The organism is Staphylococcus kloosii (assembly GCF_003019255.1).
GTDB classification, from domain to species: Bacteria; Bacillota; Bacilli; order Staphylococcales; family Staphylococcaceae; genus Staphylococcus; species Staphylococcus kloosii.
This window is the reverse complement of sequence record NZ_CP027846.1, coordinates 1,470,946-1,492,841: the sequence shown is the minus strand read 5'-3', so window position 1 is coordinate 1,492,841 and position 21,896 is coordinate 1,470,946. Positions and strand designations below refer to the sequence as shown.

The 21,896-nt window shown below is 33.0% G+C and carries 18 protein-coding genes; 5 read left to right on the top strand and 13 right to left on the bottom strand.

The window, feature by feature from the left end; translation table 11 throughout:
• The first annotated feature begins 348 nt into the window (after positions 1–348).
• Positions 349–1,713 (top strand): amino acid permease, encoded by a 1,365-nt coding sequence (locus C7J89_RS07450; RefSeq protein WP_061854457.1) that lies wholly within the window; start codon positions 349–351, stop codon positions 1,711–1,713.
• 250 nt (positions 1,714–1,963) lie between these two features.
• Here C7J89_RS07450 and pyk read toward each other — a convergent pair whose 3' ends face one another.
• The 8 genes from pyk to C7J89_RS07410 all read right to left on the bottom strand — a co-directional run bounded on the left by pyk (position 1,964) and on the right by C7J89_RS07410 (position 13,746).
• Positions 1,964–3,724 carry a pyruvate kinase gene (gene pyk, locus C7J89_RS07445; protein ID WP_103294678.1) on the bottom strand — a complete coding sequence of 587 codons (1,761 nt, stop codon included), beginning with the start codon at positions 3,722–3,724 and terminating at the stop codon, positions 1,964–1,966.
• Between the two features lie 20 nt (positions 3,725–3,744).
• A complete protein-coding gene (pfkA, locus tag C7J89_RS07440; protein WP_061854455.1) occupies positions 3,745–4,713 on the bottom strand; it encodes a 6-phosphofructokinase in 969 nt (322 codons plus the stop codon).
• A gap of 234 nt (positions 4,714–4,947) precedes the next feature.
• Entirely contained in the window at positions 4,948–5,892 is a 945-nt protein-coding gene (locus C7J89_RS07435; protein ID WP_061854454.1) for an acetyl-CoA carboxylase carboxyltransferase subunit alpha, read from the bottom strand.
• A complete protein-coding gene (accD, locus tag C7J89_RS07430; protein ID WP_103294677.1) occupies positions 5,885–6,751 on the bottom strand; it encodes an acetyl-CoA carboxylase, carboxyltransferase subunit beta in 867 nt (288 codons plus the stop codon). The genes C7J89_RS07435 and accD overlap by 8 nt, the downstream gene beginning before the upstream one ends.
• A 61-nt stretch (positions 6,752–6,812) precedes the next feature.
• Positions 6,813–8,048 (bottom strand): NADP-dependent malic enzyme, encoded by a 1,236-nt coding sequence (locus C7J89_RS07425; RefSeq protein WP_061854452.1) that lies wholly within the window; start codon positions 8,046–8,048, stop codon positions 6,813–6,815.
• 218 nt (positions 8,049–8,266) lie between these two features.
• Positions 8,267–11,455: a DNA polymerase III subunit alpha gene (locus C7J89_RS07420; RefSeq protein ID WP_103294676.1), complete on the bottom strand. Its 3,189-nt coding sequence runs from the start codon at positions 11,453–11,455 to the stop codon at positions 8,267–8,269.
• Positions 11,456–11,473: 18 nt separating this feature from the next.
• Positions 11,474–12,409: a DHH family phosphoesterase gene (locus tag C7J89_RS07415; RefSeq protein ID WP_061855507.1), complete on the bottom strand. Its 936-nt coding sequence runs from the start codon at positions 12,407–12,409 to the stop codon at positions 11,474–11,476.
• Between the two features lie 44 nt (positions 12,410–12,453).
• Positions 12,454–13,746, bottom strand: a complete 1,293-nt coding sequence (locus tag C7J89_RS07410; RefSeq protein ID WP_103294675.1) for a DRTGG domain-containing protein — start codon at positions 13,744–13,746, stop codon at positions 12,454–12,456.
• Between the two features lie 207 nt (positions 13,747–13,953).
• On the opposite strand from C7J89_RS07410, the gene C7J89_RS07405 reads away from it, so the two are divergent.
• Positions 13,954–14,367: a universal stress protein gene (locus tag C7J89_RS07405; protein WP_061854449.1), complete on the top strand. Its 414-nt coding sequence runs from the start codon at positions 13,954–13,956 to the stop codon at positions 14,365–14,367.
• A gap of 73 nt (positions 14,368–14,440) precedes the next feature.
• Here the strand turns inward: C7J89_RS07405 and C7J89_RS07400 are convergent, their stop codons facing one another.
• Positions 14,441–15,130: a metal-dependent hydrolase gene (locus tag C7J89_RS07400; protein WP_103294674.1), complete on the bottom strand. Its 690-nt coding sequence runs from the start codon at positions 15,128–15,130 to the stop codon at positions 14,441–14,443.
• Between the two features lie 198 nt (positions 15,131–15,328).
• Between C7J89_RS07400 and C7J89_RS07395 the strand changes: the two genes are divergently transcribed.
• Both C7J89_RS07395 and C7J89_RS07390 read left to right on the top strand, forming a co-directional pair.
• Entirely contained in the window at positions 15,329–16,381 is a 1,053-nt protein-coding gene (locus tag C7J89_RS07395; RefSeq protein ID WP_103294673.1) for a M24 family metallopeptidase, read from the top strand.
• Positions 16,378–17,007: a copper homeostasis protein CutC gene (locus C7J89_RS07390; protein ID WP_103294672.1), complete on the top strand. Its 630-nt coding sequence runs from the start codon at positions 16,378–16,380 to the stop codon at positions 17,005–17,007. Before C7J89_RS07395 ends, C7J89_RS07390 begins: the two co-directional genes overlap by 4 nt.
• A 133-nt stretch (positions 17,008–17,140) precedes the next feature.
• Here the strand turns inward: C7J89_RS07390 and ald are convergent, their stop codons facing one another.
• Positions 17,141–18,256, bottom strand: coding sequence for an alanine dehydrogenase (gene ald / locus C7J89_RS07385; RefSeq protein WP_061854445.1), 1,116 nt, complete (start codon positions 18,254–18,256; stop codon positions 17,141–17,143).
• 139 nt (positions 18,257–18,395) lie between these two features.
• Here ald and C7J89_RS07380 point away from each other — a divergent pair, with 139 nt between their 5' ends.
• Positions 18,396–18,899: a universal stress protein gene (locus C7J89_RS07380; RefSeq protein ID WP_061854444.1), complete on the top strand. Its 504-nt coding sequence runs from the start codon at positions 18,396–18,398 to the stop codon at positions 18,897–18,899.
• Positions 18,900–18,943: 44 nt separating this feature from the next.
• On the opposite strand, the gene C7J89_RS07375 is transcribed toward C7J89_RS07380, so the two are convergent.
• The 3 genes from C7J89_RS07375 to tpx form a co-directional block, all read right to left on the bottom strand.
• The gene (locus C7J89_RS07375; protein WP_103294671.1) at positions 18,944–20,143 is read right to left on the bottom strand and encodes an acetate kinase; all 1,200 of its coding nucleotides are present in this window, start codon (positions 20,141–20,143) and stop codon (positions 18,944–18,946) included.
• Positions 20,144–20,229: 86 nt separating this feature from the next.
• Positions 20,230–21,177: a class I SAM-dependent methyltransferase gene (locus C7J89_RS07370; protein WP_061854442.1), complete on the bottom strand. Its 948-nt coding sequence runs from the start codon at positions 21,175–21,177 to the stop codon at positions 20,230–20,232.
• Positions 21,178–21,320: 143 nt separating this feature from the next.
• Entirely contained in the window at positions 21,321–21,815 is a 495-nt protein-coding gene (tpx, locus tag C7J89_RS07365) for a thiol peroxidase (protein ID WP_103294670.1), read from the bottom strand.
• Between the last annotated feature and the right edge of the window lie 81 nt (positions 21,816–21,896).

Sequence of the window (21,896 nt, the reverse complement as noted above, 5' to 3'; positions counted from 1 at the left end):
ATTTAATTCCCCTTTTCTATTTCGTTATGAAATGGCTTACAAAAACTATTATATCCAATCAAAGATGATTTGTGAATATATAAAGCCATAATTCTTATTAACCTCATAAGAAATTTATTAAACCTAATCGCTACTTTAAATAATTCACAAATATATTGTTTGTTATATCTATATTCTAATATTTATAAGCTATTACTTCAATTTATCTAAGAATTTAATTTAATTATCGTATATGATAACTAAATATGAATTATAACCTGTAAAATTACATATTAAATTTTAAAAATAGTTGTAAAATCCTTAATTGAATTGCATAATTGATACTAGATAAACAAAGGAGAAATGCACATGAAAAAACAAGTATTAGACAGAGAACTTAGTAATCGACATGTTCAACTAATTGCTATAGGGGGAGCAATTGGTACTGGATTATTCTTGGGAGCAGGACAAACGATTGCATTAACAGGTCCTTCCATTTTACTTACCTATATCATTATTGGTTTTATGTTATTTATGTTTATGCGAGGTTTAGGGGAAATTCTGGTTTCCAATACAGGATTTAAATCTTTCGCAGATGTAACTAATGAATATATAGGACCTTTTGCAGGTTTTGTTACGGGGTGGACTTATTGGTTATGCTGGATTATAACTGGTATGGCAGAAGTTACAGCCGTTGCCAAATACATAAGTTTTTGGTTTCCACAAATACCCAATTGGATTAGCGCACTATTTTGTGTACTTATCTTAATGTCATTTAATTTATTAAGCGCCAAATTATTTGGTGAATTAGAATTTTGGTTCGCAATTATTAAAATCGTTACAATTATTGCCTTAATTGTTGTCGGTGCAATCATGATTATCATGGCATACAAAACACAATTTGGTCATGCCTCACTGACTAATTTATATAACAATGGTATTTTCCCGAAAGGCGTAAGTGGCTTTATGATGTCATTCCAAATGGCATTATTCTCATTCGTCGGTATCGAATTAATTGGTGTTACAGCCGGTGAAACAAAAGATCCTAAAGTAACAATACCAAGAGCTATCAACAGTGTGCCGATTCGTATCATTATTTTCTATGTCGGATCGTTAGCAGTTATTATGTCTATCGTTCCTTGGGCACAAGTAAATCCAGAAGAAAGCCCATTCGTTAGACTATTTGCACTTATAGGTATTCCTTTTGCTGCTGGATTAATTAACTTTGTAGTGTTAACTGCCGCAGCATCATCTTGTAACAGCGGTATCTTTTCAAATAGTAGAATGCTTTTTGGTTTATCTAACCAAGATCAAGCACCGCCTATGTTTAAAAATAAAAACAAAAATGGTGTACCACATATTGCAATTATTGCGTCATCATTTTTATTATTAATCGCTGCTTTACTAAATTATATTATTCCGAACGCAACACAAGTATTCACTTATGTTACAACGTTATCTACAGTATTATTCCTTGTAGTATGGGGATTAATTACAGTAGCGTATATTAATTATCATAAGCGTAATCCAGAAAACCATAAAAATGCTGACTATAAATTATTTGGTGGCAAATATATGGCCTATGCTATCTTAGTATTTTTCTTCTTAGTATTCTGCTTATTATTTGTTAACGTAGAAACTCGAAGAGCTGTATATATTACACCTATCTGGCTTGTTATTTTAGGCCTTATGTATCTTAGATACAAAAATGCTATTAGAAATACTAAAAAGTAAATTTATAGTTCAAACTAAAAACAACTCATTTCACACTGACGAACTCAGTGAAGTGAGTTGCTTTTTTATGTTTTTGGTCGCATTGCTGCTTTCTTTTTGGTTTATGCTAATGTAATTGCTTATCCCTATTAGTTCTTTCTTATCATACACCTTAATGTTAAGTCACTTCTTGCTTACTAACAAAAATAACGTCAATCTCTATATTCTTTATAGAGATTGACGTTAATTATTAGTAAAACTTACTTATATATTATAGTACGTTAGCATAACCTTCGAATACTTTACCTTGGTTAGCATCAACAGTGACTAAGTTATCGCTTTGTAATTCAGTTGTAGCATTTTCAACACCAACAATTGTTGGAATACCTTTTTCTAATCCAACGATTGCACTTGGTGATGTAATACCATTTTCTTCAGTAATTAAGCCTAATGCTTGCTCAATATAAGGAACTAAAGTTTCGTCTACTGATGTAGTAACGATAACTTTATCTGATAAGTCTACACCTTCAAGTTCACTTGCACTATTAGCTACTAATGTTTTACCCACTACTGAATTACGACCAACGCCTTGTCCACTTGCGATTTCATCGCCTACTAAATGTAATTTCATCATGTTAGTAGTACCTTTTTCACCTGTAGGTACACCAGCAGTGATAATAATTAAGTCACCATTTTGTACTCTTTCAGTTTCAACTGCTGTTGCAACTGCGTTATTTAACAATGCATCGGTAGTTTTACGACCTTGTTTTACTACTGGATAAACGCCCCATACTAAAGCACATTGACGTGCAGTTTCAGCACTTGGAGTTACAGCAATAATGTCTGATTTTGGTCTATATTTTGAAATTGTACGTGCAGTAGAACCACTTTCAGTTGCTGCAACGATAGCTTTTACGCTTAAGTTTAGTGCTGTATGTGCAACTGATACACCGATTGCGTTAACTAATGATGTTTCAACTAATTTTGTACGGTCAGATAATAATTGTTTATAATCTTGTGCAGCTTCAGCTGAAACAGCAATATTTCTCATTGTTTTAACAGCTTCTTCTGGATATGATCCGGCTGCAGTTTCACCTGATAACATAACTGCATCTGTACCGTCATAAATTGCGTTAGCAACGTCACTTGCTTCTGCACGAGTTGCACGTGGATTACGTTGCATAGAATCTAACATTTGAGTTGCAGTAATAACTGGTTTACCTAGTTTGTTACATTTTCTAATTAAATCTTTTTGTACCATTGGTACTGATTCTGGTGGAATTTCAACACCCATGTCACCACGAGCTACCATTAAACCATCAGATACTTCTAAAATTTCTTCAATGTTGTCGATACCTTCTTGGTTTTCAATTTTAGGAATAATGCTAATTGTATCGTTTTTGTGTTCTTCTAATAATTTGCGAATGTCTAACACGTCACTTGGACGACGTACGAAGCTTGCTGCGATAAAGTCTACACCTTGTCTAATACCAAATTTAATATCTTCAGCATCTTTATCAGTGATACCAGGTAAGTTAACTTTTACACCAGGTAAGTTAACACCTTTTTTATTTTTAAGTTCCCCAGTATTTAATACATCACAAAGCACTTCGCCTTTTTCTTTATCAATTTGTTTAACTTGTAGTTCAATTAATCCATCATCTAATAAGATATAAGAACCTTCGTCAACGTCATTAATTAAGTTGTCGTAAGTTACAGAGAATTTTTCTGGAGTACCTTCAACTTCAGTCATACTAACGATAACTTCTGTTCCTTTTTCTAATTCAATAGCACCGTCTTTCATGTTATGAGTACGGATTTCTGGGCCTTTAGTATCAAGTAAAATAGCTACAGTTTTACCTAAACGTGCAGAAACTTCTCTGATAGTGTCAATACGTGCTTGATGTTCATCAAAGTCACCGTGTGAAAAGTTCAATCTGGCAACGTTCATACCAGCTTTCATTAATTTTTCTAACATTTCTTCAGATTCTGATGCTGGTCCAATCGTACATACAATTTTTGTTTTTCTCATTGTAAATGCCTCCCGAGTAATTAAATAGATAGTTCTTTAGTTAAATTGTAAATATTGTGATCAAATTTATGCGCTTCTGCTATAAAAATATCATCAAATGATGTGCTCGTTAAATCGTTGTTCTTGATGCCTACACCTCTTGCTGTTTCTCCATTCATCAATAATTCAACAGCATAACCTCCTAAACGCGATGCTAAAACTCTATCAGCGCCTGTTGGGCTACCTCCACGTTGAATGTGCCCCAATACTGAAACGCGTGCATCAACATTGATGTACTTCGCTAATTCTTGGGCACATGATTCACCTGACATTACGCCTTCAGCAACCATAACGATAGAATGTTTTTTACCACGCCTGATACCATGGTCAATACGTTCTGCTACTTCTTTTATTTCAGTTTTAACTTCTGGAATAATGATGGTTTCAGCACCGACTGACATACCAGCCCATAAAGCTAGGTCACCACAGTCACGACCCATAACTTCGATAATAAATGTTCTAGCGTGACTAGAAGCTGTGTCTCTAATTTTATCTACTGATTCAATTATAGTATTTAATGCTGTATCAAAGCCAATTGTAAAATCAGTACCATTGATGTCATTATCTATTGTACCTGGTACACCGATAGTTTGAATTTCAGAGCATTCTTCACTAATACGTTGAGCACCTCTGTAGCTTCCATCTCCACCAATAACTACTAGACCCTCAATGCCTCTTTTACGTAAATTTTCAATGCCTTTTTTACGTACATCTGCTTCTTTAAATTCTGGACATCTTGCAGAGTATAAAAATGTACCACCACGTTGAATCGTATCACCAACTGAACCTAGTTCTAGTTTCTTAATATCATCGTTTAATAACCCTTGATATCCTTGATACACGCCGTAAACTTCAATATTATTATATATCGCTTTACGAACAACAGCTCTTACTGCCGCATTCATTCCAGGTGAGTCTCCACCACTAGTTAAAACCGCAATTTTTTTCATGACGACATACCTTTCTGCCTTGTATTTCTTACTTTAAAAATACCATAAATTCACATATGGTGCCATAAATATAAGGTTTATTAATTCATGTAAACGTTTTAATTATCAATATTTTTATAAAATTTAATAGGAAAGCGTTTTAATTATTTATCATTTTATTCAGCTAATTAAAAAATATATTTATAAAGTAAACCTCAAAAAAACCCCTCTAATTTTAGAGAGGTTCACTTTAATTTATTCATGAAATGATCCAATATTTCTGAATTTTTCATAACGGTCTTCAACAAGTTCTTCACCGTTCATCTTATTCAATTCAGTTAAATATTGTTCGAATTTTGCTTTAATATTTTGCGCCTGTAATTCAACATCATGATGTGCACCACCAAGTGGTTCTTCAACAACATCATCAGCAACATTTAGTTCTTGTAAATCTTTAGCCGTTATTTTCATAGTTTCTGCGGCTATTTTAGCTAAATTACTATCTTTCCACAGTAACGCTGAGGCACCTTCCGGAGATATAACCGAATAAGTACTATTTTCAAGCATTAGAATTTTGTTAGTAATACCTAATCCAAGTGCGCCACCACTTCCACCTTCACCAATAACAATCGAAATAACTGGTACTGTTAATGACGCCATTTCAACTAAGTTTCTAGCAATAGATTCACTTTGGCCACGTTCTTCGGCTGCTTTACCTGGATATGCACCTTTAGTATCTATAAATGTAAAAATAGGTCTATTAAATTTCTCCGCCTGTTTCATTAGACGCAACGCTTTTCTATAGCCTTCTGGATGTGCCATACCAAAGTTACGATAAATATTATCTTTAGTATCTTTACCTCTTTGTTGTCCGACTACAGTCACGGCTTGACCATTTAAATAGCCAATGCCTCCAATCATAGCAGGATCATCTCTAAAATTACGATCACCATGTAATTCAATGAATGAGTCAAAAATTAATGGGATGTAATCTAATGACGTCGGTCTTTCTTGTAACCTAGCCAATTGCACACGGTCCCAAGGTTTTAAATTAGTATAAACTTTATGCGTTTCTCTATCTAATGATGCCTCTAACATATCAATTTCTTCTTGTAAGTCTACATCATTTTTTTCTTGAGATTCTTTTAACGATTCTATTTTATTTTTAATTTCATAAAGTGGCTTCTCAAAATCAAGCATTGTTTTTCACCTCTTGGTGCATTTTTAAAATATTAGCTAAAGTTTCTTTCATTTCTTTTCTATGAACGACTTTATCTAATTGACCATGTTCTAATAGAAATTCTGCAGTTTGGAAATCATCCGGTAATTTTTCATTAATTGTTTGTTCAATGACACGTCTACCAGCAAAACCAATTAAAGCTTTTGGTTCACTAATATTTATATCTCCAACTGAAGCAAAACTTGCAGATACGCCACCAGTAGTTGGATTAGTTAAATATGAAATATATAATAAACCTGCATTAGCATGTTTTTTTAATGACACACTTGTCTTACCCATTTGCATTAATGAGATAATACCTTCTTGCATTCTAGCACCACCACTAGCAGAAAATAGAATAAAAGGTAAACGATGCTCAGTACAATATTCTATAATACGGCAAATTTTTTCACCAACAACTGCACCCATACTACCCATTCTAAATCTAGCATCCATAACTGCTACGCCAAATTCTATACCTTCTAACTTAGCGGTACCAGTAACAACTGCTTCGTTAAGTTCAGTTTTTTGCTGATCTTTTTGCACTTTTTCTTCATAACTAGGAAAATCTAATGGATTTGCAGAAGTCATACCTTTGTCAAATTCCTCAAATGTATTTTCATCTGAAATAGCTTCGATTCTTTTATAAGCAGTAAGTGCGATATGATGGTCACAATTGAAACATACATTTAAATTCTCGGATAATTCTTTTGTATACATTATCTTTTTACATTTTGGACACTTCGTCATGATACCTGCTGGTACATCACTCTGTTTCGAATCCGATACAGTTACATACTTTTTCTTTTTACTACTACGATTAAAAAAATCTTTAAACATGAGTAAACCTCCACTTAACCACCGACAATGATTATTATCATCATACGTTTATAGCATTATATTATTTTGAGTTTATTTCGGTTAATTTTATTGTTTTATTATAAATTTCTTCAGGGTCAACTTCAGTTCTAGCTACGCCTGATTCCATTGCAGCTTTAGCAACTTCTCTAGCTACTGATGGTGCAACTCTACTATCGAAAGGTGCTGGGATACAATAATCTGGGTTTAATTCTTCTGGTTTAATTAAATCAGCAATTGCTTCAACGGCAGCTCTTTTCATTTGTTCATTAATTTGAGTAGCTTCTACATCTAATGCCCCTCTAAAAATTCCTGGGAAAGCTAACACATTGTTAATTTGGTTTGGAAAATCTGAACGACCCGTACCGATAACTTTTGCACCAGCTTCTTTTGCATCATTAGGATTGATTTCTGGGTCAGGGTTAGCCATTGCAAAAATAATTGGATCATCAGCCATAGATTTAACCATTTCTTTTGATAGTAAATTAGCTACAGAAACACCGATAAAGACATCTGCATCTTTAATAACATCTTCAAGTTTACCATCTACTTTATCTCTATTTGTCCATTTAGCTACATATTCTTTAGTATCATTCATGCCAGCTGAACGGCCTTCATAAATTGCTCCTCTTGAATCACACATTACCATTTCACGTACACCATAAGAATAAAGTAATTTAACGATAGCAATGCCTGCAGCACCCGCTCCATTTAAGACTACTTTAATATCTGATAAATCTTTATCAACAATTCTAAGCGCATTAATTAATCCTGCTACTGTAACAATAGCAGTACCGTGTTGGTCATCATGGAAAACAGGTATTTTAGTTTCTTTTTTTAAACGTTCTTCAATTTCAAAGCAACGTGGTGCAGAAATATCTTCTAAGTTAATACCACCATAATTTGGTTCAATTAATTTTACTGTTCTAATGATTTCTTCTGTATCTTTAGTATCTAAAGCTAATGGAATACCATCTATGCCTGAAAAGCTTTTAAATAATACTGCTTTACCTTCCATTACAGGTATACTAGCTTCGGCACCAATATCACCTAAACCTAGTACAGCAGAGCCGTCAGTTACTACGGCAACTGTATTACTTTTCATTGTATAATCAAATACTTTTCTTTTATCTTCATGAATATCTTTACATGGTTCGGCTACACCTGGTGAATAAGCTAAACTTAGTTCTTCTTTGTTTGTAACTTTTACTTTAGCATTTACTTCAAGTTTACCTTTATTTTTTTTATGCATTTCTAATGCTTCATCTCTTAATGACATGCTTGCGTCGCCCCCAGACAAATATATTGAGTAATTATATATATTTTTATTACACCATTAACTATATAACAATTATTTAACGAGATAAATATATGTTTCTAACAAATCTCTAATTAAAATAGCTTAATAAAAATATACACTAAATTTCACAAGAAAACTGATGGTAAATTTTCAATAACCATCAGTTAACTATATCATAATTTATAATGGTGTAAAAGTTATATAATTCTAATATCTGCTGGGTCAAAATGTAAAATAAACTGCGAAATATCATCATTATTTATATAACCAATAAAATTCATTTTGTTAGTCGTTTCATCATAAAACTCGACTGGTAAACTTTGTTCAGTTTTTTCAGTAGAAAGCTGATCTATTTCAGCAATGTCTTTATTTTGGCGAATAACTATTTGTCGTGCATTTTGCATGATTGCCTGTTCAAATGTCTCTAAACTACTCATTTGAGAAATGATAAGTTGTAGTTTATTATTTCTACGCTCAAATTTACCTCTAACAGTTAACATGCTTTCTTCGGATAATAATTGTTCATATTTCTTATAGACATCTGGAAAGACGACGCCATCCATCGTATTATTACCGTCATTTATAGTAATAAAAGCCATGTTTTGACCATTTTTAGTTCGAATTTTTTTTACATTTTCAAGTTGTATAAAAATCGGCTTATTATTAACAGCATTCGTTAATTTATAAATACCCAAATACTGCTTTTTATTAAATGCCTTTTCAACAGGATGTGTCGAAATATAAAATCCTAAGTATTCTTTTTCATAATCACTCAAAACTTTATCCGGTAATTCTTCTTTATCTTCATAAGTAGTCTTAGGTGTTAGCACGTCAAAAATTAAGTCATCCTGTTCAATACTAGACACGTCATCTAATACTTGGTCTATTGACTGAAGTAAAGTAGCACGATTTTGTCCTAACTGGTCGAAAGCGCCTACTAAAATCAATGCTTCTAATAATTTACGCGTTTTAATTCGCTTAGGTATACGACGAGCAAAATCAAAAAAGTCTTTGAAATTACCACCGGATTGTCGGGTTTCAATAATTAATTTTACACTTTGATAGCCTACGCCTTTTATTGCCCCTAATGACAAGTAAATACCGTTAGGCGTTGCTTTATAAAACCAATGACTATAATTTATATGAGGCGGTAAAATTTCAATATGTTGGTGCTTAGCTTCATCGATAATAGCAGCCGTCTTTTGTTCGCTGCCTATAATATTACTTAATATATTGGCGTAAAAATAATTAGGATAATGAACTTTTAAATAAGTCATAATATAAGCTATTTTAGAATAACTTACCGCATGCGCTCTAGCAAAGCCATAGTCAGCGAATTTTAAAATCAAATCAAAAATTTGCTTACTTAATTGTTCTTCATATCCGTTATTCACGGCACCTTTTACAAAATGCTGGCGTTCATTTTCGAGTACTGCCCTATTTTTTTTACTCATCGCACGTCTTAAAATATCCGCTTCACCATAACTAAAACCAGCAAATTTACTAGCTATTTGCATGATTTGTTCTTGATAAATAATAACGCCATAAGTCTTTTTTAAAATAGGTGCTAAATCAGCATGTAAATATTCAACTTTTGAAGGTTCGTGCCTACGTGTTATATAAGTAGGAATTTCTTCCATTGGCCCTGGTCTATAAAGAGATGTAACGGCTACGATATCTTCAAAATGTTCTGGCTGTAATTTCTTTAAAACGTTACGTATACCGTCACTTTCTAGCTGGAATATTCCTGTGGTATCACCAGAAGATAGTAAGCGAAATACTTCGTCATCATCAAAAGGTATTTGTTCTATGTCAATTGTAATATTTAAATCATATTTAACTTGTTTAACAATTTGATGAATGATTGATAAGTTTCTAAGTCCTAAAAAGTCGATTTTTAATAAACCAATTCTTTCCGCTTCAGTCATCGTCCACTGCGTTAAAATGCCATTATCACCTAATGTAAGTGGTGCGTAGTTATAAATTGGTTGATCGTTAATTATAATTCCCGCTGCGTGTGTCGATGTATGACGTGGGAGACCTTCTAATTTTTTGCAAATTTCGAACCATCTTTCATTACGATGATTACGATGTACAAAATCTTTAAATGCCTCGTCTTTATATGCATCATCTAGCGTAATACCTAACTTGTGTGGTATTAATTTCGACACTTCATTAAGTGTTACATCATCAAAACCTATTATACGTCCAACATCTCGTGCAACTGCCCTCGCTAATAAATGACCAAATGTCACAATTCCTGCAACATGATTATCGCCATATTTTTCTTGCACGTATTGAATCACTTTGTCTCTCTTTGTATCTTCAAAATCAATATCAATATCCGGCATCGTAACACGTTCAGGATTTAAAAATCGTTCAAATAACAAATCATATTTAATTGGATCAATAGTCGTAATATCTAATAGAAAACTAACTAATGAACCGGCCGATGACCCCCTACCTGGGCCTACTAAAACATCATTTGTTTTAGCATAATGAATCAAATCACTCACGATTAAGAAATAATCTTCAAATCCCATATCTGTAATAATTTTAAACTCATAGTTTAATCGTTGTCGGTAACTATTATTGTGATTTAATTCTTTTTCTTCTAGTTGTTGCCTTAGAATTTGCATTAAATAATTTTTCGACGATAGATTATCCGGCGTAGGAAATTTAGGTAACAGATTTTGGTGATAGTTCAATTCAGCCGTACATAATTGTGCTATATGGTCTGTATTATCAAAAGCTTCTTTAGGCACGTCTAAATCAAACAACTCATCTTCACTTAACACATGCGTATGATAATCAATAGGTTCATTGACTAAATCTAATTTTTTATTGTCTCGAATCGCATTCAAGGCTGTAATCGTATTTGCGTCTTCTCTATTAAGATAGTTGGCACTTTGTAACCATACCATTGGAACATCTATAATCGCTTTACTTGAATGATTAATGTAAAGATCAGCATGTGAGTTGAATTGTTCCACAATATTTTGGTGTTCATCAGTAACATCTTTGAAAATAATAATTAATTCAGCAGCATATTTAGATAACCACTCGTAGCTTGTTTCAATCTTATCTTTCATTTTAATTGCCGATGATAATTTTATTAAATCTGTTAAGCCTTGATTATTTTTAGCCAACACTACCGTTTCTAATGACGTTAATCCATCAGTTAACCATAATGTCATGCCAAAAATAGGCTTAATATTAGCGCTTATACACGCATCATAGAATTGAGGATAACTATACAGCACATTAGTATCAGTAATGGCTAAAGCTGTATAGCCTTCATTAGTTGCTTTAGTCACGACATCATGGATTTTCAAACTTGAATTAAGCAAGTCATATGCCGAATGAATATTTAAATATGCAACCAATGTTATCACCTCTTATCCTTATAATTTATTATTTAATGCTGTAGCTAATTTTTCAAATGTCTCCCAGCTATCGACTGAAACGCCTGAAGCATTTGGATGGCCACCACCACCGAAATCACTTGCGACATCATTTATCACAATACCTTTAGAGCGGATGCGGCATCTAATTTCATTACCTTCGTCTACTGCGAACAACCAAATTTTCAAGCCTTTAATATCAGCAATTGTATTAACAAACAATGAGGCTTCGTTTGCTGCGATATTAAACTGCTCTAAGACTTCTGTAGTGATAATCACCTTACAAAAGCCGTGCTCATTCAAATCAAAATTTTGTAAAACATAACCTTGGAACGGTAACAATTTAGGATCTTTTTCCGCTAAATTGTTTAGTTCTTCATTATGGTTAAAATCAAATGTTAATAATTGACTAGCGACTTCCATCGTATGTGGTGTCGTGTTGTTAAATAAAAATCTTCCAGTATCTCCAACAATACCAATATATAACAATCTAGCAATCGAACCATCGATAATTGAAAAATCATTAAAGTAATTAATAAAATCACTGATGATTTCACTTGTTGAAGAAGCCTCAGTGTTAACGTAATTAAGGTCTCCATATTGATCAACTGCTGGATGATGGTCAATTTTAATTAGCTTTTGTCCTAAGTTATATCTTGAATCACTCACTCGTGGAGAATTTGCTGTATCACAAACTATTACAAGCGCTTCTTGATAAACTTCATCCTTAATATCATCAAACGTGCCAATAAAATCTAAAGAAGGTTCACGTTCCCCTACAGCATATATATTTTTATGTGGAAATTTAGCTTTTAAATAACCTTGCAATCCTAGTTGTGAGCCATAAGCATCGGGATCTGGGCGCACATGTCTATGTATAATTATCGTTTCATATTGTTCTATTTCTTCCATAATCTCATTAAATATCTCTGTCATCATTCATCGTATCCTTTCGGTTTTATCATTCTATATCATAATGATTAATTTAATATCTGACACATAATCATTGCTTTAGCTACGTTTTGTGTGCCTGTTTTCATTGTCACTTCTAATTTAGCAAAATTTCGTCCTACATTTAACATATCATAATGAACATCTATTTCTGATTCAATTTGTACAGTATTTAAATAAAAAATATTTAAGTTTTCAATCATAACTTCTATTTTTTTATATCTACGCATTTCATAGCGTACTGTTTCTTCAATTATAGCCACAAAGACTGCTTTACTTAACATACCGAATTGATCAGTCAACAATGGTGTTGTTTGTACTTGGATTACATCATTGGAAATATGTATATGCTTAGCGATTTGATCATTAATCGTGTCACCTACTTGTGGTTGACGACCAATCAATTGCATCGACTTTAATACATCTTCTCTAGAAATGACGCCAATTAATTTTTTGCTCAAATTAGTCACCGGCAACAATTCTATACCTTCCCAAATCATAATGTGGGCGCAATTAGCTATTGTTGTAGATAGTTGTACGTCTATTGGCGAACGCGTCATTACTTGAGCAAGTATTTCATCGTCGTCCATATTAATAATCTCTTTGCTCGTTACAATGCCGACCAATTTCCAATTGTCATCAATAACAGGGAATCTTGAATGACCTGTTGCTTTTGCTTTATCTTTGTAATCATTGAGTTTCATATCTTCAAATACAACTGTTGAATCATCAATCGGTTTAACTATATCTTCAACGATTAATATCTCTTTACGAATCATCTGATTATACATGGCTCTATTTATGATGTTTGCTACTAAATACGTATCATAGTTTGACGAGATAATTGGTAAATCATGTTCGTCTGCATATTTAATTATGTCATCTGAAGTAGAAAAACCACCAGTTATTAATACTGCACTTCCTCTCTTTAATGCTTCTAATTGAACATCTTTACGATTACCAACTATTAATAATGTATGCGCACTTAAATATTTAACCAAATCATTTAGTTCCATCGCACCGATGGCGAATTTGGATAATGTTTTAATTAAACCATTACGCCCACCTAGTACTTGACCATCAATAATTTTAACGATTTCATTAAAAGTTAACTGTTCAATTTGTTCACGTGTTTTCTTTTCGATTCTCACAGTACCTACACGGTCTATTGTAGCAACAAGACCTAATTGACCTGCATCTTTTATCGCACGGTATGCTGTACCCTCAGAAACTTCTAATACTTTGGCAATTTTTCTAACTGATATTTTTTGACCCACAGATAACGATTCGATATATGATAATATTTGTTCATGTTTTGTCATATAATGGACCTCTTTTAATTTGTTAGTTACTTATATATTATAACTTTTTATAGCTTAAATTGCGATGCAACATCACAAAATTGTACTTTACATCTAATGTTTTATATATTTAACCTGTGCATATCAAAATATTTCAAAAAAATAAATTTATTTTATTGCACTAATTCTCATTTATTTATTAAAATAAAAATTAAGGAGGGATAAACTATGTATAAAAACATATTACTAGGTGTAGATACTACACTTAAAAATGAACAAGCTTTACAACAAGTTGCTAATATTGCTGGTAAAGATACAGTAGTGACAATTTTCAATTCTATTAATGAACAAGATGCTCAAGCTTCTATCAAAGCAGGTGTTCATTTAGATAAGCTTATCGAAAAACGTAGCGAAGGTTTAGAACCTACACGTCAAGCGTTAGATGAATATGGTATTAAGCATGATGAAATCATCGTACGTGGTAGAGCAAAAGCTGAATTAGTTAAATATGCTAATAGTGGCGATTACGAAATTGTGGTGTTAAGTAATAGAAAAGCCGACGACAAGAAAAAGATGGTTTTAGGTAGTGTAAGTCACAAAGTGGCAAAACGTGCAAAAATTCCTGTACTTATCGTTAAATAATAAAGTCTGTAAATATAATAATTAAACACACAAAAACGTTATCACCACAATTGATGATAACGTTTATTTTTATTTATAAGTTAACTGATTCCCCTGGTTTTAGTATTTGTACTTCACCAGTGTTAACAGCTTGTTTAAATTGTTCTGGATTTTGTTTGATTAAATCAAAAGTATTGTAATGAATAGGCACTGTTACTTTTGGTTTTATAAATTCATTAATAGCATAACTTGCATCATCAATACCCATTGTAAAATTATCGCCAATTGGCACGAAACAAATATCCACTGGATGTCTGTCGGCGATAAGTTTCATATCACTGAATAATCCAGTATCGCCTGTATGATAAATTGTTTTACCTTCTAATTCTAATACTACGCCCATCGGCATACCTAAGTATACAGGAATTCCATTATCATCAGTTAAACTTGAACTATGGAACGCTTGAACAAATTTTAATGAACCAAAGTCAAATTCTACTTTCCCACCAATATTCATTGGTCTTACGTTATCATAACCTTTATTAGTAGTGAGATAATCTCCCAGCTCAGCAGAGCCAATAACAGTCGCATTATTTTTCTTCGCGATTTCAATAGTATCGCCAAAATGGTCTCCATGACCATGCGTTAAAATCACGTAATCTACTTCTAAATTATTTGGATCTAAATCAGATAATTCATTTCCACTGATAAATGGGTCTATAATACCCTTTTTACCGTTAGCCTCAAAATAAACAGTTGATTGTCCATGAAAAGATAATTTCATTTTGTAGTTCCTCCCATTTATAGTATTTACTTTACTTCTATACCACGTATATAACGTTTATAACAATATATTAATACATAACTAAGGAATAACGCTCATGATTTTATAGTTTTATTGTAATTTTAATAGCTAATTTTTGAATTACTTAACTATCTAACATAAAATTAATTAGAAGAGCAAAATAGGAGGAAATTACATATGAAAATTAATCAAATTATTAATGAAATCGACACACAACAAGCTGATGCTGCATGGATTACTACGCCACTAAACATCTTTTATTTTACTGGTTATTTAAGTGAGCCTCATGAAAGATTACTATCACTTTTAGTTACTGCTCAAGGTGAACAAGTCTTATTCTGTCCTCAATTAGAAGTAGACGAAGTAAAAGCATCACCATTTGAAGGTACAGTAGTTGGGTATCTTGATACTGAAAGTCCTTTTTCAAAATATAGTTTTTCAGCTCAAAAGTTACTAGTTGAAGCTGAACATTTAACACTTAAACGTCAACGTGAATTAATCCAAGCATTTGGAGTTGAAACATTCGGTGACATTGACCTTACAATTAAAGCGTTACGTAACGTTAAAACCGAAGATGAAATTGCCAAAATTCAAGAAGCTTGTAAACTTGCAGATAAATGTATTGAAATCGGTGTAGAATTCTTATCTGTTGGCGTTACTGAACGACAAGTAGTTAATCATATTGAAAATGAAATTAAAAAATATGGTGTTAACGAAATGAGTTTTGACACTATGGTATTATTTGGCGATCACGCTGCCTCACCTCATGGTACACCTGGCGATCGTCAATTACAAAATGATGAATTTGTACTATTTGATTTAGGTGTTATCTATGAAAACTATTGTAGTGATATGACGCGTACTGTAAAGTTTGGTACACCAAGTGAAGATGCACAAAAAATATATAACATCGTTCTTAAAGCGGAAACAGAAGCTATCGCTGCGATTAAACCTGGCGTTAAAATTAAAGAGATTGATAATATAGCTAGAGGTATTATTGAAGATGCAGGATATGGTGAATATTTCCCACACAGACTTGGACATGGTTTAGGACTTGAAGAACACGAATATCAAGATGTATCAAGCACAAATGAAAATGTCTTTGAAGCAGGCATGGTTGTTACTGTGGAACCTGGTATTTATGTCCCTGGCGTAGCTGGTGTACGTATAGAAGACGATATCCTTGTTACCAACGAAGGTACAACTATTTTAACTGGGTATGAAAAATGATAAAAGAAGCGGTTGTAGAAACAATTCAACAAGTTGAATATGCCATCGCTCAAGGCGCAGACAGATTAGAATTATGCGATAACTTATCAGTAGGAGGCACAACACCAAGTTACGGAATGACGGCAATTGTCTCAGAAATGTGCGCAGCTAATAATGTTGAACTAGCTGTGATGATTCGACCTCGAGGCGGCAATTTTGTTTATGAATTGTATGATTTTGAAATCATGCAAAAAGATATACAAACATTTAAGCAACTTAATATTGATTATTTTGTCTTTGGGTGTTTGACGTCAGATAATACTTTAAATGAATGGCAAATGAAAACATTACAACGTTTAGCTCACCCTACTAACGTTGTGTGTCATATGGCGTTTGATCAAATACACATTCACGGACAAATTAAAGCACTACATCAGTTAATTGATATGGGCTTTAGCCGACTATTAACACATGGTGGCGCATCTGACACTAATATTTTTGATAATTTAAATCATTTAGGTAAACTTGTTGTCAATTCTGGTGGCAATATCGAAATAATGCCAGGTGGTGGACTGACGAAAGATAATGTTACCGAATTAATCGCGGCCTTTCCTTTCCAAGAAGTACATGGTACAAAAATTGTATAATTTTAAGTTAATGTGGTAGCTCAGTAAGCTATCACATTAATTTTTTGTTTTAAACAAAACTGCCAACATCGCTCAATTACGATGTTGGCAGTTAATTAAACTAATATTAAGACTAATTCCTAATACTTAATTTTTATTTAAGTGCATCTGAAATAGCAGCAGATGGAATATTTAATGCTTCTCCAACACTACTATTAGTTAATTGTCCATTTATAGTGTTTAAGCCTAATGATAATGGTTCATTGTCTTGTAATGCTTTTAAGTAACCTTTATTAGCAAGTTGTAATGCATAAGGTAACGTTGCATTATTAAGCGCAATTGTAGAAGTTCTTGGAACCGCACCAGGCATATTTGCTACTGCATAGTGAACAACGCCATGTTTTTTATACGTTGGGTCATCATGTGTAGAAATTCTGTCAGTAGTTTCAAAGATACCACCTTGGTCAATAGCGATATCAACAATTACTGCACCACTTCTCATTTGTTTAACCATTTCCTCTGATACTAAATTAGGTGCTTTAGCGCCTGGGATAAGTACTGCCCCAATAACTAAATCACTTTCTTTTACAGCTCTTTCGATATTTAATGGGTTAGACATAATCGTATGAACGCGTCCACCAAATAAATCATCTAATTGTTGTAAACGACGAGGATTAACGTCTAAGATTGTCACATCAGCGCCTAAACCAAGTGCAATTTTAGCAGCGTTTGTACCTGCCTGGCCGCCACCGATAATTGTAACTTGTCCTTTAGATACACCAGGCACGCCACCTAGTAAAATACCCATACCGCCTTTATATTTTTGTAAAAACTCAGCACCAATTTGTGTTGCCATACGTCCAGCAACTTCGCTCATTGGCGTTAACAATGGTAATGAACGATCAGGTAATTGTACTGTTTCATATGCAATACTTATTACCTTGTTTTCCATTAATGCTTCAGTTAATTTACGTTCATTTGCTAAATGTAGGTAAGTAAATAAAATGAGACCTTCACTAAAGAATTTGAATTCTTCTTCAAGTGGTTCTTTTACTTTCATAACCATGTCCACATTCCAAACTTCTTCCTGTGTCATGACGATTTTAGCACCAGCTTGTTCATAATCTACATCTTCAAAATATGAACCTAGTCCTGCAGAAGTTTCGACGAAAACTTCATGTCCTTGTTCTACTAATGCGTGAACACCACTTGGTGATAAACTTACTCGATTTTCATTATTTTTTATCTCTTTTGGGATACCTATATTCAATTCGCCCACCTCCATAAATATAGTAACGTGAATGTATTGAAAGCGCAATCATTAAATTCAAGAAAATTATTATTTAATTTGATTTAAAATTCTGACAATGTGGTATACTATAAATAAGAAAACTAAGGAGGTAATTGCGATGCTAACATATAAAAATATTTTAATCGCAGTTGATGGATCACTTGAAGCTGAATGGGCATTTAACAAAGCGGTTGATGTTGCTAAACGTAACGAAGCACAACTGACTGTTGTGAATGTTATCGATTCTAGAACTTATTCTTCATATGAGGTTTATGACGCACAATTCACAGAGAAATCTAAAAATTTCTCTGAAGACTTACTTAATGGCTATAAAGAAGTAGCTACTAATGCAGGCGTTTCTGATGTTGTAACAAGACTTGAATTTGGTTCTCCTAAAGCTATTATTCCTAAAAAATTAGCTACTGATGTAGGCGCAGATTTAATTATGTGTGGTACTTCAGGTTTAAACGCAGTAGAACGTTTTATCGTAGGTTCTGTTTCAGAAGCGATTGTACGCCATTCACCTTGTGACGTCCTAGTCGTTCGCACAGAAGAATTACCAGAAGATTTCCAACCTCAAGTTGCTACAGATGAATTTAGATCACAGTATCAAACTCATTAAATTAAAAAAAAGACACCACTCTTAGCAGTGGTGTCTTTTTTTTATTAATCTAAATCGCCAAATTTTACTACGTCTCTAGCAATCATGACTTCTTCGTTTGTTGGAATAACTAACACTTTAACTGGTGAATGTGGATAGTTGATAAATCCTTCTTCACCATGAATATTTTCATTTTTCTTAGCATCCCAATAAACACCCATAAATTCTAGACCTTCTAATACTTTAGCTCTAACTGGATCAGAGTTTTCACCTACACCAGCAGTAAATACAATTACATCTACACCATGCATACGTGTAGCATAAGAACCAATATATTTATGGATTCTTGAAGCAAAAACGTCTAATGCAAGTTGCGCTCTTTCTTTTCCTTCTCTGCTATCTTCAATGATATCTCTTAAGTCACTTGAACTACCAGAAATACCTAATAAACCTGATTCTTTATTTAATGTATCTAATACTTCTTCTGCAGTTTTATTTGTTTTTTCCATTAAAAATGGAATTAAAGCCGGGTCAATATTACCTGAACGTGTACCCATTGTTACACCTGCTAAAGGTGTGAAGCCCATTGAAGTATCAACTGATTCACCACCATCGATAGCAGCAATAGAAGCACCATTACCGATATGACATGAGATGATTCTTAACTCTTCAATTGGTTTACCTAATATTTCTGCAGCACGTTGAGATACATATTTATGGCTTGTACCATGGAAGCCGTATTTACGGATGCCATAATCTTCATAGTATTGGTAAGGTAAACTATAAAGGAATGATTTTTCAGGCATTGTTTGGTGAAATGATGTATCAAATACAGCAACGTGTGGAATTTCAGGCAATAATTTACGGAAGGCACGAATACCCATTAAGTTTGCAGGGTTGTGTAGCGGTGCCAATTCACTTAAACTCTCAATTTGCTTTTCTACTTCGTCTGTAACATATACTGAACTTGGGAATAATTCACCTCCATGTACAACACGGTGACCTGTTCCTTCAATATCATAAATACTGTCAATAATACCATGCTTTTTGAAGCTTTCTAACATAATATTTACTGCGTCTTCATGGTTTTTAATATCAGTTACATCTTCTATTTTTTCGCCATTTACTTCGATAGTAAATATAGAATCTTTTAAACCAATTCTTTCTATTAAACCTTTAGTTATAATTTTTTCTTCAGGCATTTCAATAAGTTGAAATTTCAAAGAAGAACTACCAGCGTTTATCGCCAAAATTAATTTTGACATGAGCATAATGCCTCCATTTTCAATTTAGTTATAATATCCATATTAATTTAACCATTAATACAGTTGAAATTCAATAGTATTACAGTTTATTTTTCGGGATGATTTGTTTTCATCCACTCTGTTAAATCAGCTAAAAACCCTTGGAATTGTTGTGGATTTTTGAAATCAGGGATATTTGCCAACAGAACTTCGACAGGCTTAGTAACGTTAGTTTCTTTCTTTTGTAAAATCAATATTGATTTACGTGCATTTTCATTTTTAAATAACGTAGCTGGTAAATTTAAAAAGGCTTGCATTTCTGATTCTGTTGCAATGAAATTTTGTAACTGTTTTACTTTGTCACCTTCAAAAATATTACTTGGAACTACAAGAAATGCATAACCAGAAGGTTCAAGTGCCGCTAATGCTTGTTCTATAAGTAAGTAATGTGAGTAACTATGACCTTCTTTAAATCCTAATTCCATTTCGTGACTACGTTCATCTGCAGGATAGTAACCAATCGGTAAATCACCAATCACCACATTAGCATCTTCAAAAGTAAGTGGCATTATCGCATCTTGTGGATAAACATCGAAAGGAATTTCTAAAAAGTTTGCTAAATGAACACTAACTCTAGATAATACAGGATCCACTTCTACTAAATGATGCATTAATGTAACATCCGTCATCACTTCGTGTACAGAGGCACTTAAATGACCCGCCCCACTTGCTAAGTCAGCTATGTGTAAGGCTTCACTATCCGACATAAATTGTTTTACAAGAAAACCTAAAATTAATCCAATTGAATCTGGTGTAATTTGATGATTCGCTTGAATTTCTTCATTTTGTAATAAACTTAAATATGCGAATTGAAAAGCTTTTCTTCTATCTTGCAATGTAGCTTGTTCTAATAAATCTCTGTCATTTTTGTAAATGTCCTCCATTGCCAAACCAAGATTTTCGATAAAACTTTGACCATTTTCGTCATTTAATGTTTTCGCTTTGTTATCCAAAGTTTGGAATAGTCGCTCCATAATTGTTTGCTCTTCAGCCATGTTAAATAGTCCTTTCTAAAAAAACTGCCCATAATTTTTGTCTAAAGATACTACGTTATCTTAGATTACCAAATAATTATGGACAGTATAGTTTGTAATGTCAATAAAACTGTTTAATAAGTAATTTATAAAAACAAAATTAATTAAATATTACGGTATGCTTCTAAAGCACTATCGAAATCTGGGAAGTCTGTACCTTCTGAAACAATTTCAGAATATACAACTTTGTTATTTTGGTCCAATACGAATACTGAACGAGCTAATAAACGTAATTCTTCCATAACAACACCGTAATTTTTACCAAATGATAAATCTTTATGGTCACTTAATGTTAATACGTTGTCTAATCCGTTAGCTGCACACCATCTTTTTTGAGCAAATGGTAAATCTGCAGATATAGTTAATACAACACCATCTTCTTGTGCAGCTTCTTCATTAAATTTACGTGTTTGTTGATCACAAACACCAGTATCTATTGATGGAACAACACTTATTAATTTCTTTTGACCTTCATAGTTCGCTAATGTAACTTCATTAAGACCATTATCTAAAACTGAAAAGTCTGGTGCCGTTTGTCCTACTTTAACTTGTTCACCAACTAATGTAATTGGCTCTTGCTTAAATGTAATTTGTGTCATTTAAGGTTCCTCCTTGTTATCTAGCTTATGATAAAATTATAACTGTTTATTTACGAGAAATAAACAGTTATAACTTGACCT